Origin of the sequence: Serratia rubidaea, from assembly GCF_016026735.1 — a bacterium.
GTDB classification, from domain to species: domain Bacteria; phylum Pseudomonadota; class Gammaproteobacteria; order Enterobacterales; family Enterobacteriaceae; genus Serratia_B; species Serratia_B rubidaea.
In genome coordinates this window covers 3,024,576-3,038,904 of record NZ_CP065640.1, presented here as the reverse complement: position 1 = coordinate 3,038,904, position 14,329 = coordinate 3,024,576, and the positions used below count along the sequence as shown (strand labels likewise).

The 14,329-nt window shown below is 56.9% G+C and carries 11 protein-coding genes; 5 read left to right on the top strand and 6 right to left on the bottom strand.

Annotated elements, in window-relative coordinates:
- The first annotated feature begins 347 nt into the window (after positions 1-347).
- Entirely contained in the window at positions 348-1,934 is a 1,587-nt protein-coding gene (locus I6G83_RS14270) for a malate:quinone oxidoreductase (protein ID WP_015671598.1), read from the top strand.
- A 762-nt stretch (positions 1,935-2,696) separates the two neighbouring features.
- The gene (locus I6G83_RS14265) at positions 2,697-3,152 is read left to right on the top strand and encodes a helix-turn-helix domain-containing protein (protein ID WP_015671597.1); all 456 of its coding nucleotides are present in this window, start codon (positions 2,697-2,699) and stop codon (positions 3,150-3,152) included.
- A gap of 77 nt (positions 3,153-3,229) precedes the next feature.
- On the opposite strand, the gene I6G83_RS14260 is transcribed toward I6G83_RS14265, so the two are convergent.
- From I6G83_RS14260 to I6G83_RS14240, 5 genes are read right to left on the bottom strand one after another with little or no spacing between them, the layout of a single operon-like run.
- Positions 3,230-3,838 (bottom strand): fimbrial protein, encoded by a 609-nt coding sequence (locus tag I6G83_RS14260; RefSeq protein WP_054304914.1) that lies wholly within the window; start codon positions 3,836-3,838, stop codon positions 3,230-3,232.
- A 54-nt stretch (positions 3,839-3,892) separates the two neighbouring features.
- Entirely contained in the window at positions 3,893-4,882 is a 990-nt protein-coding gene (locus tag I6G83_RS14255) for a fimbrial protein (RefSeq protein WP_054304915.1), read from the bottom strand.
- Entirely contained in the window at positions 4,873-7,365 is a 2,493-nt protein-coding gene (locus tag I6G83_RS14250; RefSeq protein ID WP_054304916.1) for a fimbria/pilus outer membrane usher protein, read from the bottom strand. The genes I6G83_RS14255 and I6G83_RS14250 overlap by 10 nt, the downstream gene beginning before the upstream one ends.
- A gap of 11 nt (positions 7,366-7,376) precedes the next feature.
- Entirely contained in the window at positions 7,377-8,078 is a 702-nt protein-coding gene (locus I6G83_RS14245) for a fimbrial biogenesis chaperone (RefSeq protein WP_054304987.1), read from the bottom strand.
- Positions 8,079-8,135: 57 nt separating this feature from the next.
- On the bottom strand, positions 8,136-8,732 hold the full coding sequence (locus tag I6G83_RS14240) for a fimbrial protein (RefSeq protein ID WP_054304917.1): 597 nt from the start codon (positions 8,730-8,732) through the stop codon (positions 8,136-8,138).
- Between the two features lie 638 nt (positions 8,733-9,370).
- On the opposite strand from I6G83_RS14240, the gene I6G83_RS14235 reads away from it, so the two are divergent.
- The 3 genes from I6G83_RS14235 to I6G83_RS14225 all read left to right on the top strand — a co-directional run bounded on the left by I6G83_RS14235 (position 9,371) and on the right by I6G83_RS14225 (position 12,570).
- On the top strand, positions 9,371-10,087 hold the full coding sequence (locus I6G83_RS14235) for an EAL domain-containing protein (RefSeq protein WP_015671591.1): 717 nt from the start codon (positions 9,371-9,373) through the stop codon (positions 10,085-10,087).
- 22 nt (positions 10,088-10,109) lie between these two features.
- Positions 10,110-10,700: a helix-turn-helix transcriptional regulator gene (locus I6G83_RS14230; protein ID WP_054304918.1), complete on the top strand. Its 591-nt coding sequence runs from the start codon at positions 10,110-10,112 to the stop codon at positions 10,698-10,700.
- Positions 10,701-10,947: 247 nt separating this feature from the next.
- The gene (locus I6G83_RS14225) at positions 10,948-12,570 is read left to right on the top strand and encodes an FMN-binding glutamate synthase family protein (RefSeq protein WP_054304919.1); all 1,623 of its coding nucleotides are present in this window, start codon (positions 10,948-10,950) and stop codon (positions 12,568-12,570) included.
- A 57-nt stretch (positions 12,571-12,627) separates the two neighbouring features.
- On the opposite strand, the gene betA is transcribed toward I6G83_RS14225, so the two are convergent.
- Positions 12,628-14,295, bottom strand: a complete 1,668-nt coding sequence (gene betA / locus I6G83_RS14220; protein ID WP_054304920.1) for a choline dehydrogenase — start codon at positions 14,293-14,295, stop codon at positions 12,628-12,630.
- Positions 14,296-14,329 lie beyond the last annotated feature (34 nt).

The window sequence follows — 14,329 nt, the reverse complement described above, 5'->3', positions numbered from 1 at the left end:
AGGTGCGAATATTATTAGCCGGCGAATAATACAATTCCTGCAAAATTTAAATAAAATTTTCACTAAACCTTATATTTTTTGTAAGTTTTGAAACTTTTTTTAGTTACAAAAGTAGTTTTTAACATTCTTGCAAACAATAATATCCCGTCCGTAAACGTGAGCTGCACATTTACTCTTCAGCGTCGCTACGAATAAGCCACTTTTCGTTAAATACCCTGTTAACAAAAAGGGCTTATCGCTATTTTCGCGCCGGAGATCATGCGCGATTTCACGGCTATCCAGGGTTATTACCGATAAATTCTTTCACCTGCCAATGAGTAGAATTTACACACAAGAGATTTGATTTAATGAGAAAATTACTCGTTCTGTTTTTCTGCGCCAACCTGTTCGGCCTTGGCCAGCAGGCCGTCGCCGCAGAAAATAAAAACGTCGACGTTATGCTGATCGGCGGCGGTATCATGAGCGCCACGCTGGGCACCTACCTGCGTGAGCTGGAGCCGGACTGGACCATCGATATGGTCGAGCGTATGGACGGCGTGGCGGAAGAGAGCTCCAACGGCTGGAACAACGCCGGCACCGGCCACTCCGCGTTCAGTGAAATGAACTACACCCCGGAAAAGAAAGACGGCACCATCGATATCAGCAAAGCGATCACCGTTAACGAGTCTTTCGAAATCTCCCGCCAGTTCTGGTCTTATCAGGTCAAAAACAACGTCCTGCACGATCCGAAATCCTTTATTAACAGCGTGCCGCACATGAGCTTTGTCTGGGGGGACGATAACATCAACTTCCTGCGCAAACGCTACGCGGCGCTGCAGCACAGCACCCTGTTCCGCGGCATGGAGTACTCTGAAGATCCTGCGCAGATCAAACAGTGGGCGCCGCTGATGATGGAAGGCCGCGACCCGGCGCAGAAGATCGCCGCCACCCGCATGCCGCTGGGCACCGACGTGAACTTCGGCGTCATCACCCACCAGCTGGTGGACAGCCTGTCCAAAGACAAAAAGTTCAGCCTGAGCCTGGGCCATGAAGTGCGCGATATCAAGCGCAACCCGGACAACAGCTGGGCGGTGACCGTTGCCGACCTGCATAACGGTGGTAAAGAAACCACCACCAACGCCAAGTTCGTGTTTATCGGCGCCGGCGGCGCGGCGCTGCACCTGCTGCAGAAGTCCGGCATTCCGGAAGCTGACGGCTACGGCGGCTTCCCGGTCGGCGGTCAGTTCCTGGTGACCACCAATCAGGACGTTGCCAACCAGCACCTGGCAAAAGCGTACGGCCTGGCCAGCGTCGGTTCCCCGCCGATGTCGGTGCCGCACCTGGATACCCGTATGCTGGACGGCAAGCGCGTGCTGCTGTTCGGACCGTTCGCCACCTTCTCCAGCAAGTTCCTGAAAAACGGCTCGCTGTTTGACCTGATCGTCTCCATGAACAGCTCCAACCTGATGCCAATGACCCACGTCGGCATGGATAACTTCGATCTGGTGAAATACCTGATCGGCCAGCTGATGATGAGCGATGACGACCGTTTCGCCGCGCTGAAGGAGTACTACCCGGACGCCAAGCAGGAAGACTGGAAACTGTGGACCGCCGGCCAACGCGTGCAGATCATCAAGAAAGATGCTGACAAAGGCGGCGTGCTGCAGTTCGGCACCGAAGTAGTCAGCTCGCAGGACGGCAGCATCGCCGCACTGCTGGGCGCATCGCCGGGCGCGTCCACCGCAGCGCCGATCATGCTGCACCTGATGGAAAAAGTGTTCAAAGATAAAGTGGCGACGCCGCAGTGGCAGAGCAAGCTGAAAGAGATCATTCCGTCCTACGGCCACACGCTGAACGGCAACGTGGAAATGACCAACAAGATCCGCAGCTACACCAGCAACACGCTGCAGCTGAACTATATTGAAGTCAAACCGGAAGCCGCAGCAGTCCAGTAAGCATATACAGACGCAACGGCAAAGTAGCACTCCACAATAGCAACGCTATGCGCCGCCCAAAAAGCCAGTTAGTGAATACTGACTGGCTTTTTTACACAAGGTATCTGCAAGTTCAGGATGTTCAGAATTGCCACAAACGAAAGGTATTTCTCTGTTACGGCAGTGACAGGCAATTGAAGGGGCCGTAGGCGCGGCCCCTTCACCCGCGCCCGCGCCCGCGCTTAGGCACGTTCTGCCCTTCGGGTTTATTCGGCCCATCCCTGGGCCTCACCCTGCGGGCCGCTGCAAGCAGCGTTCAAATCTGCTCCCGGCAGATTTGTCCTCACGGCGTCACCGTCGCCGGGCGGGTCGGCTCTACAGGCATCCCTGCCTGTGCCGCCTCAACCGGACCTCCCTGTCCGGTTGCCCCTGGCTCAGGTTCCTTGTTCGGCAGCCCGTGATGCGCGCTAAAGGTCAACACCCGAATCTGCTATTACCGGGTAACTTAACTACTCATTTTGACATTAATCACGAATAAGCCGTTAAACCGCAGGATTATCTCCCAACAACCAAACCTTTCTTATTATCCCTACCGCCAGCGGAGCATTTTTCGCGCCCCCTATTTACCAAGTTCCCTCTTGCGTAATGGATTCCGCCCGCCTATTATCAAAGCACAAACTTGGATAATTAGCCTGTTCATACCTGAAACCCCGGTTTTACGTATGAATGGCGACGCCTTATCTCTTGAGATCTGAATGTCGTACCTGCGGGAGAATTTAAATAATGGATCGCGCCAATATCATTCACGACTTACTGAACTGGATTGAAACTCACCTGGACCAACCGCTGCTGCTGGATAACGTGGCGGCAAAATCGGGCTACTCCAAATGGCACCTGCAACGCATGTTCCGCAGCACCACCGGCCACGCCCTTGGCAGCTATATCCGCGAACGCCGGCTGTCGAAAGCCGCTCAGGCGCTGAGATCGACGCCGCGCCCGATCCTGGATATCGCCCTGCAATATCATTTTGATTCCCAACCGTCGTTCTCCCGGGCGTTCAAAAAGCAGTTCGGCAAAACGCCGGCGGTTTATCGCCGCAGCGACTGGGATGCCTTTGACGATGCGCCGCTGCCCGCTTCCGCGCAGCCGGCGCAGTACCAGGAGTCGCCGGGGCTGCAGCTGCTGTACGCTAAGCAGTGCGTCGACGGCAAGTGCAGCAACTGGGTGGGCCAGCGCTAAGGCGCTTTCCCCGGCCGATAAAAAAGGGCGCCGTTATCACGGCGCCCTGATTGTTTGCGGCTTACGCGGCCAGGCGATCAGTTATACACAATCTCATAGGTAGCGTAGCTCCTCACCGGCCCGGAGGTGGCTTTCTTCGGCGTCTGCGTCACATAGCCGATGTAGTAGGTAAAGGTGCCGATATCCTTGGCGCCGATTTCCGGCTGCACACTGTTCTGATCCGGATCGGCCGGGATAATTTTATTCGTCTTGTCCAGCGTGTCGTTGCCGTTTATCGACAGGGCCAGCGCAATATTACTGGCGCCGTCGCTCAGGCTGTTGGCCAGGTAGCCGGCGTCCTCATTGCCCCCCTGCAGCAGATTACCGCCCACCCAGCTGACGCTGATCCTGTCCGGCCCCTCATCCTCATCCATCATGCGCACCCTTATCTGGCAGTTGCCCAGCTGAATGGTAAACGGTTTCGGCTTCAGGTAGGCGCCGGCGCCGCGGTTATGCACTTCCTGCAGCGATACCGGCGCCAGGTAGACGTTGGCGTCGCTGCCCTGGCCGTTGACCGAAACGGTGCAGGAGGTGTCGGTGATTTTCCCCAGAAAATCGACCCGTCCACCGTCGGCATTCGGCGTCGCAGCCTGCGCCAGCGCGCAATACCCCATCCCCGCAAGCAGCAATGATACACAGCGTTTCATGATAATGTTCCTTTATACAGAGGCGCAGATAAACTGCGCCCCGGACGTTTTCCGTTAGTCGTAGGTCAGGTTGAACACCATATGGGCTTCAACCGCGCCGGAGGTAATCTTGGACAGATACTGGTAAAAACGCGCGGTATACGACAGGTCGATATACTGCGTCTGGTTATTTGCCAGGCGGCCGACGTTATACGCCTTTTTGAACTGCAGCGGGTTCATCTGGCTGTCCAGCACCTGAATGCCGACGCCCTGCGCCGCGCTGCTGTCGGTGCGTTCGTTTTTCAACACGCCCTGGCTCAGCGTGGTGCCGGTCGCCAGGTTGCCGTCAAAGGTCATATTGACGTTGGCATAGCCGGCAACGCTGACGCCGCCGCTGCACTGCAGCTGGATCGGGAATCTTCGCCCGCCGGCAAAGGTGCCGACGCCGTTCAGATCGCTGGTTTTAATCGCGCCGACATCCACGCTGAAGTTATTGCCGCCCATCACCGTACAGGACGGCGAAACGATGGTCAGCGCATTGGCGCTCAGGTAGGTTTCCAGAATCGGGTTGGAGCCGTACACATAGTCGTATGAGGTATATTTACCGCTGGCGACGCTGCCGCTGCCGGTCACCGCCGCGGTCTTGATCACCTGCAGGGTAAAGGTAGAGCCGGCCAGGTAATAACGGGTGCCGCGGCCGGCATCAAAGTTTTTCACCTCCGGGTAGGTGAACTGGATCGCCCCGCCGCGGCGGAAGCGCAGCCCGATGCCCGGCACGTTGGTGGAATAGACCTTGTTGCCCAGATCCTGCACGCCGGTGGCGACGATCCGGGCGGAGAAGTCGTTGCGGCCGGTGCAGTAGTAGTTAATGCCGCTCTGACTCATGGTCCAGCTTTTTTCATACAGCACCGATCCGACCGGCGCGTTCGGGTCTACCACCACGCGGCCCACCACCATATCCAGCTGCACGGTCGGCGTATTGTAACGGGTACAGGCGGCATAGGCCTGCCCGGCGGCCAGGGCGGCGATCACCACCAGCCAACGACAGAGATTTTTTACTGACATACCGCATCCTTAGTTGAGGCCGGGCTCAGGGCGATGGCGCACTGGCCGTTGCTCCATGTGATCACCGCCCGCTTCGCGGTGTCCGAGGAGATAAACAGCGTGCTGCCCTGGCCGACCACGCCAATATATTTACCGTTTTCGTCGACGATATCCGCGCCGAACGGCAGCGGTTCGCCATTGCTCTGCCGCGCGCGCAGAGTCAGGTTCTTCTCAACGGTGGTGTTGAATTTCACCTTCACGACGCTGCCCTCATACGGCACCACCTGCGCGACGGTCTTATCAAAGTTGATGTCTTCCGAGCTGCCTTTCGGGTTGATTTCCACCGCGTTGATGCGGTACGGCCGCAGGTAAGGCAGCACCGCATAGCCGTTGCCGTCCACCCGGGTGCCCGGCGAGCCGGGCAGCATCGCGCCCTTGGCGTCTTTGGCTTCGATCAGCGCCATGGTGGTGCCGGTTTCCGGCGACAGCGTCACCCCACCGCTGTGCGCAATCAGCGAGCCGCTGGCGCCCAGACCGCTCTGACGGTAGCCCTCGCCCTGGCTGTAGCTGGCGGACAGCGTCGAATAAGGCGCACGATAGCTGCCGTTCAGGCCGACGTTGTGGTCGCCGCCGCGCGCCACCGAGGTGGTCACGCCGTAGCTCAGGTTGTTCTCTTCCCCGAAGGAGCCGTTCAGGCCCAGCTGCGAGTTGCCGAAGCGCGAGTTGTTAAAGACGGTGTTCGAATTCAGGTTCGCCCGGCGGTTTTCGCCGAAGTACAGCGGATAGCTGAAGTTCAGTGAAATACGGTCGTCTTTATTGTTGCCGCCGTTACTGGCCGAGTAGACGCGCTGCACGCCGAGGTTGTAGGTCATGCGGCCCCACATGTTGTTGTAGCTCAGCTGATACTGCTTCTCGGTGCCGCTGCGGTTCCAGTAGTCGGAGATGCGCCCGGTAAAGTAGAAGCCGCCCCAGCCCTCCGGCAGATCCTGGTTGACGGTGTAGCTGAAGCCGTTCTTCTCCCGCCAGATCTCGCGGTTATTGCCGCTCTTCTCCCGGTCGATGGTGTACAGCGCATCGCTCAGGTTGTAATAATCCTTGGTGGAGTAGCGGTACGCCGCCAGCACGATGCTGGTCTGCGTGCTGGAGAACATGCGGTTAAAGCTCAGGCGGAAGCTCTGGCCGGTTTTATCCTCATCCTTCAGCTTCAGGCGCGACTGCGTCATATCCAGCGACAGCGCGCCGATGCCGGTATTGATACCGCTGCCCAGCAGCACCGACTGATAGTCGTTAAAGCCGCTGACGCCGAAGTAGCCGGTGAACAGGTTATTTACGCCGTACTGATAGGTGCCCTGCACAATCGCCGGCTTGTTGCGCAGATCGTCGGCGTCGGCCTTACCGACGGCGAAGGTGTAGCGCATCATGCCCGGGCGCAGCAGCTGCGTTACCGACGAGTAAGGCACGTTGAACTTCTGCTCGGAGCCGTCGGCCTCTTTGATTGTCACTTCCAGATCGTTGCCATAACCGGACGGATAGACATCGTTGATGTTAAACGGCCCGGGCGGCACCGAGGTCTGATAAATGATATTGCCGCTCTGGCGCACGGTGACCAGGGCGTTGCTCTGCGCCACGCCGCGGATTTCTGGCGCATAGGAGCGCATGCCGTCCGGGAACATGTTGTCGTCGGTCGCCAGGTTCACCCCGCGCAGCCCGACGCTGTCGAAGAACTCGCCGTTGGTAAAGAACTGGCCGCCGGTAAAGATCGACTTCATCTGCGGGATCGGCCGCTGCAGGTAGGTCTGGTTGGAGTTCCAACGCGCACTGCCCCGCTGCTGCTGCCAGTTCAGGTTGCCGATATGTTTCAGCAGCCAGCCGTCGTAGGAGAAGCCCGCATTGATGCCCAGGTAAGCGCTGGAGTCATCCGAGCCCTGCGCGGCGGAAACATGGTTGTTGTAGTAGTTGGCGGTATAGGCCAAGTTCAGCGCCGGGATACCTTCATCCCAGAACTCCGGCGCGACGTAACCTTTGTACATGCGGTTTTCATAGATCTGCGGCACCGACAGATCCAGACGCAGCGAAGACTGATTAAAGCTGTCTTTCAGGTTGTCGTCCTGACGCCACTCGCTCAGGCGGCCGCAAAACTTCGGGTCTTTGCTCAGCGCCTCGTTGAGCTTCTCCACCGCCACGCCGAACTGCGACAGCATGCTGGCGGTGTAGCAGACGCCCAGTTTGGACTGCTTATCGCGGGTGATCTGCAGGTCATAGCGCCCGCGCCACTCGTCGTTGGTATAGACATCGACAGAGTAGGTGCCTTCGCTGATCGCCACGGTGCTAAAGCGCGTCAGGTCGACCTTTTCCTTGCTGCCGACGATAAAGCCATCGTTAAACTGATACAGCGGCTGTTGATTTTCCTGCGGCTCCGCCGCGCCGGCCGGAGCAATACAGGCCGAAACCACGATCGTCACAGAGAGCTTGCAACCCAATGCTTTTGGCACCCACTGTTTCATCTGAAATATCCCTATTTTACTGCGAGTTTAATGGCAACGTCTGAGCCGTAATCATTGATATTATTGATAACCAGGGTTTCGCCCGCGTTAAACGCCGATTTGGCTTTCAGCGTGTCGCTGCTTTGCGGCGCCAGCATCAGGGTGCGGTCATTCAGCGCCGTTTTGCCATCGCGTGAAACCTTGGTCACAGTGATATAAAACGGCGTCGGGTTAGTCAGCGTCAGGCCGTTGCCCGTCGCTTTCAGCACCAGCTGCTGCGGCGCGGCATCGCGGTTGCCCAGCCCGCTCGGGCGGTAGAAGAACTTGAAGCGTGAGCGAATCGCCAGCTGCAGGACGTTCTGCCCTTCCTGCTGGCGGCCGGCATTGCTTGGCGGGATCTCCAGAATATTCAGCCACCACAGGCTCTCTTTATTCGTCGCCAGGCCGGATTTATTCGCCAGCTTAATACGCAGGGTCTGGCCGCTTTTCGCGTCCACGCGGGAAATCGGCGGCGTAATTAAAAAAGGCGTGACGATAGTATCCGGCGTAGCGTTCGGGTCGCCGTTATCCAGCCAGGCTTGCGCCAGCGCCGGCCGATCAGCTGAGTTGGACAGCTGCACCGTTATTTCTCTTTCATTTCCCGGATAAATAAACCGCGTACCGTTAGCGATAATATTGTTGGCCGATGCAGAGAAACTGAAAATGAAACAGAAAAAAAGGGCAATAAATTTCATCATAACCTCAGAAATGAAAGCGGCAGACTCGCTGCCGCTTTTGTTCAGCAAAAATGATTACTGATAGGTAATTTCGTAAGTCGCGTAGCTGTTGACCACACCGCTGGTTACGGTGTCTGGGGTCGCAGTGGCGTAGCCTACGTAGTAGGTGAAGCGCTTGCCGCTGTCCAGGTCAGCAACGCTGGTGGCCGCTTTCTGGTTGGCATCGCCCGGGATGATTTTGTTGGTCAGGTTTTTCGCATCGTCAGCAGACAGCACCAGCTGGATGTTCTGCGCGCCGGTACCTTCGGTGTTAGCCAGGTAGCCAGCGGTGGTGCCGCTTGCGCCGGTCAGCAGGTTGCCGCCGGTCCAGTTAACGCCCAGTTTGTCTGCGCTAACGGCGGTATCGGCCGCCTGGCAGTTGGTCACGTCGATGGTGAAAGATTTTGGTTTCAGGTAAGTGTTGGCACCTGCGTTTTTCACTTCGTTCAGGCTTACCGGTGACAGGTAAACGCTGGCATCGCTGCCTTGACCGTTAACAGAAACAGTACAAGATACGTCGGTTACTTTACCGTAGAAGTCAACCTGACCGCCGCCAACATTTTCGGATGCAGCGTGTGCGGCAGACATTCCCAGAAAAGCGGTTGCTACTGCGGAGAGTAATACTTTGTTCATTGTAATATCCTATGTCGGAATTTATCGAAAATGATTGATATAGTCGTTAGTCCGCACAGAAGATTAAGGAATACAATCTTGCCGTCCCGTCACTATGCGTTAACTAAAATGGAAATGCTGACAGTCACCCGGGAAATACATTAAATATCCATATTTACAGGCAATATTTGTCACTACATAGGTAGAATTCCGAAGTTATAAACAACAGAATTACGAGGAATAGATTTAATTCCTTCGCTAACATGTTCCATTTCGGAAGTATCCTAGTCTCACAGCCCCAATAAATTAAAATCGTTTATAACATTCATAAACGCCCTCTTGATAGGAAAAATCTATCAACGATTAGCCATCGATCGATATTGACGATTCTAAAAGATAGGAATAGTCTGTATTTTCCGCGTGAGATAAACACAACTCACGACAAGTTAACGGTAAATCAGTGCATTATGGCAGGCGACCAAATGCGTACTTTTCTGATTTTAGCTGCACGTTAAAAAACAGGCATACATTTTGACACCCGTTTCAACAAGGGAAAGCCAAAGGCGGTAATAAATAAGAATCTTACTAATAAAATTGACCGCATTAATTATTAACCAGTTAAAAAACAATGAACTGTAATTCAATCCAAGGATTGGGAAATGAGTACTTCTTTTATAGAGAGAAATAACGGCATCTATTTTACCTTTCAGCCGATGTTCGCCAGAACGGGGCAGCTGATCGCCGTTGAATGCCTGTCGCGCTTTAGCCTCGACAGCGCGTTTGCTCATTTCTCGCCGGAACAGTTTTTCAAAAGTGCGGACGGCCTGACCCGCATTGAAATCCTGCTGGAGCAGGTCAGCCTGATTGAGAAATACCAGGCCTGGTTTCATCAGCATCAGGTGATCGTCACGCTGAACGTTGACGATCATTCACTGGCGTCATTAGCCAACAGCCAGTTCGCAGAAAGAATAAAGGCCATCCGCTGTATCCATTTTGAAATCAGCGAAAGCGCAACGCGCCTGATAAAAAACCGCGTCCATCTCGACCCGACGCTGGAGGGATATTCGTTTTGGCTGGATGATTTTGGTTCCGGCTATGCGGGCTTTTCCGCGCTTTATAACAGCCGTTTCCGTTTCGTTAAACTCGACCGTTTCCTGCTGTGGAACTTTATGCAAAGGCCGGGCGGCGAGGGTTTAATGCGCGCATTGCTGCGCTTCTTTTACCTGAATAATTATAAGGTCATTATCGAAGGCGTAGAAACGCCCGACCATAAAAGGTGGTTGAACGAAATGCCCTATTACGCACTGCAAGGAAAGCTGTGGAAAGAGTCCGACATCGGGGACTTGAATTCGCTTCTGACAGCTGAATACTTCTAACTTATTGTTGGGGTTAGCCCTTATGCCTAAAAATAATGTCCTGGTCATCAGCGAGTGTAAATACAGCTATGTCGGCCTGTCCGTGCTGTTGAAGAAGCATTACGGTCAATATGATATCCGCCTGTTTTCTGACTTTATGCACGGCGGCGCCAAGGCGGAGAAGATCGTCAAGCATGATATCGCGCTGATCTTCACCTCACAGAACCTGGAACAGAGCGTCAATGTTATCGAGAGCCTGGTCGCGATGCACAACGGCTATCGCAGCAACACGCGCATTGTGGTGTTCTATGACGATGAGCGGGTGGTGAACCTGTTGTCGGTGCTGGGGATCACGGTCGAACTGATCCCCGCGCGCATGCCGCTTTATTCGCTGCAAGAAAAATTGCAGCAGCTGTTTGAAAGCCGCACGCCCGGCGGCATCCGGGTGCAGAAAACCCGGGAACTCAGCCCGGCGGAAAGCGATGTGTTGTTCAATCTGCTGCGCGGCGACAGTCTGTTGCGCATCGCGCAAAAGCGCGGCACCCATCCCAAAACCATCTTTTCACAGAAATACAGCGCCATGCGCAAGCTGCGCCTGCGCAGCATGAGCAGCATTTTTGTTGCCGCCAAATAATCTGAAGGGGCGTTCCCGCGCCCCCTTCCTTCCTGCCCGCCCGTCTGATAAACGCGTCTTCTCCGCCGCCGACTAGGTTAAATTAATGTAACAACAGGTAAACAAGCAGTAACAGCCACATCCTGCCGCCGCAATTTGGTTACTCTTCCACCACGGGATTTCCCGCTGGCATGATGGCGCTTTCCGCTTTCTTCGCCGCTTCTATCAGCATTGTCGTCTGGATTAAAAATAAACATCAGGAGATGTTATGAAATCATCCTTATTCAGCCGTTATACCTGCTTTATGCTGAGCATTATCTTGGCGCTGGCCTTCTTTTTTATGGCCCTGGAGCAGCCCTGGTTCTGGCTGCCCGCCCTGTTTTTCATTGCCCTGACCGCGCTGGGCCTGTACGACCTCAGCCAGCAGCGCCACGCCATCTGCCGCAACTACCCGATCATTGGCCGGCTGCGTTTCTTCTTTGAATTTGTCCGCCCGGAACTGCGTCAGTATCTGCTGGAAGAAGATGACGAACAGATCCCCTTCTCACGCACCCAGCGTTCGCTGGTCTACCGCCGGGCGAAAAACCAGATGGGGGATAAACCCTTCGGCACCATTATCGACGTGTACAAAACCGGCTATGAGTGCATCGGCCACTCCATGTGCCCGGTGCCGGCCGCCGACCCTACCAGCTACCGCATCACCATCGGCGGCCCGGACTGCACCCAGCCCTATTCGGCCTCCATCTTCAATATTTCCGCCATGAGCTTCGGCGCGCTGTCCGCCAACGCCATCCGCGCGTTAAACCTTGGGGCGGCCAAAGGCAACTTCTACCACGACACCGGCGAAGGCAGTATCAGCCGCTACCACCGTGAGCACGGCGGCGATCTGGTCTGGGAGCTGGGCAGCGGCTATTTCGGCTGCCGCACCGCCGACGGCCAGTTCGATCCGCAGCGCTTCGCCGAGCAGGCCGCCAGCCCGCAGGTGCGCATGATTGAAATCAAGCTCAGCCAGGGCGCCAAGCCGGGTCACGGCGGCATTCTGCCGGCGAAAAAGGTAGATGCGGAAATCGCCGCCACCCGCGGCGTGCCGGAAGGACAGGACTGTATTTCCCCTTCATCACACAGCGCCTTCCGCACGCCGATCGAAATGATGCACTTTATCCAGCAGCTGCGGCAGCTCTCCGGCGGCAAACCGGTCGGCTTCAAGCTGTGCATCGGCCACCCGTGGGAGTTTGTCGCCATTGTTAAAGCGATGCTGCACACCGGCATTCTGCCGGACTTTATCGTGGTCGACGGCAAAGAGGGCGGCACCGGCGCGGCGCCGCTGGAACTGTCCAACTATATGGGCATGCCGCTGCGCGAGGGACTGCTGTTTGTGCACAATACGCTGGTCGGCTGCGGCCTGCGCGACCGCATCAAGATCGGCGCCAGCGGTAAAATCATCAGCGCCTTTGATATCGCCAGCGTGATGGCGCTCGGCGCCGACTGGGTGAACTCGGCGCGCGGCTTTATGTTCGCCGTGGGCTGCATTCAATCCCAGAGCTGCCACACCAACCACTGCCCGACCGGCGTCGCCACGCAGGATCCGCTGCGCCAGAAAGCGCTGGTGGTGCCGAATAAGGCGGAGCGGGTGTACCACTTCCACCAGAATACGGTGAAAGCGCTGGCCGAAATGCTGGCGGCGGCGGGCATCAGTCGTCCGGAACAGCTGACCGCGCACCATATGCTGCGCCGCATCACCTCGACGGAAATCAAGGTCTACGCCGATATCTACTACTACCTGGAGCCGGGGGCGCTGCTGGAGAAAGAGATTAAAAGTGAGTTTTACGCCCGCATGTGGCGCATGGCGACGCCGAGCAGCTTCGATCAGGCGGTCGCCCTGCCGGCCTAGCGTCAATACTGCGGGAGATAAAACCCGGCGCAGGGCGCGCCGGGTTAGGAGAGAGGATTACTGCTTGCGCACCGGCGCGTCGCCGGCCACGTAGTAATCCGCCGTACTGCGCGGCAGCGGCGTACGCTGACGGATGCGGTCGGCGATTTTCTCGGCGATCATAATGGTGGTGGCGTTCAGGTTGCCGGTGATGATCTGCGGCATAATGGAGGCATCCACCACGCGCAGCCCTTCCATACCGTGCACCCGTCCCTGACCGTCAACCACCGCCATCTCATCCTCACCCATTTTGCACGAGCAGGACGGGTGGAAGGCGGTTTCCGCATGTTCACGCACAAAGGCGTCCAACTGCTCGTCGGTCTGCACCTCCGGCCCCGGGCTGATTTCACGGCCGCGGTACTCATCCAGCGCCGGCTGCGCCATGATTTCGCGCGTGATGCGGATTGCATCGCGGAACTCCTGCCAGTCCTGTTCGGTCGCCATATAGTTGAACAGAATGCTCGGGTGCTGGCGCGGATCTTTCGACTTCACCTGCACCCGGCCGCGGCTCGGCGAACGCATGGAGCCGACGTGCGCCTGGAAGCCGTGCTCTTTCACCGCGTTGCTGCCGTTGTAGTTAATCGCCACCGGCAGGAAGTGGTACTGAATATTCGGCCACTCGAACTCTTTGCGGCTGCGGATAAAGCCGCCGGCCTCAAACTGGTTGCTGGCGCCGACGCCGGTGCCGTTGAACAGCCATTCCGCGCCGATTTTCGGCTGGTTGAACCATTGCAGCGCCGGGTACAGCGATACCGGTTTTTTACAGGCGTACTGCAGATACATCTCCAGGTGGTCCTGCAGGTTCTCGCCGACGCCCGGCAGATCGTGCACCACGTCGATATCCAGCTGTTTCAGCAACGCCGCCGGGCCGACGCCGGAGCGCTGCAGAATTTGCGGCGAGGCAATGGCGCCGGCGCACAGCAGCACTTCTTTACGCGCGCGCGCCGTATGCAGGTCGTTGCCGTCGCCCTTCAGGTAGCTGACGCCCACCGCGCGCTTACCGGCGAAATCGATACGATCGGTCAGCGCATGGGTGACAATGGTCAGGTTCGGCCGCGAACGCGCCTGGTCCAGGTAACCGCGCGCGGTGCTGGCGCGGCGCCCTTTCGGCGTGACGGTGCGGTCCATCGGCCCGAAGCCCTCCTGCTGATAGCCGTTCAGGTCGTCGGTGCGCGGATAGCCGGCCTGTACGCCCGCCTCCACCATCGCGTGGAACAGCTCGTTATTGCCGGCCTTCGGCGTGGTGACGCTGACCGGGCCGTCGCCGCCGTGGTAGTCGTTCGGCCCGATATCGCGGGTTTCCGCCTTGCGGAAGTACGGCAGACAGTCCAGGTAGCTCCAGTCTTCCAGACCCGGCGCCTTCGCCCAGTTGTCAAAATCCATCGCGTTGCCGCGAATGTAGCACATGCCGTTAATCAGCGAGGAGCCGCCCAGCCCCTTGCCGCGCCCGCACTCCATGCGGCGGTTGTTCATGTGCGGTTCCGGATCGGTTTCATACGCCCAGTTATAACGTCGCCCCTGCAACGGGAAGGCCAGCGCCGCGGGCATCTGCGTACGAAAATCCATCCGGTAATCCGGGCCGCCGGCTTCCAGCAGCAGGACGCTCACGTCGGCGTCTTCGGTTAAACGGGTGGCTAATACGTTACCGGCGGAACCGGCCCCGATAATGATGTAATCGTATTCCATCAATTATCTCCTTTCATTGATATAGCTGAGTGAT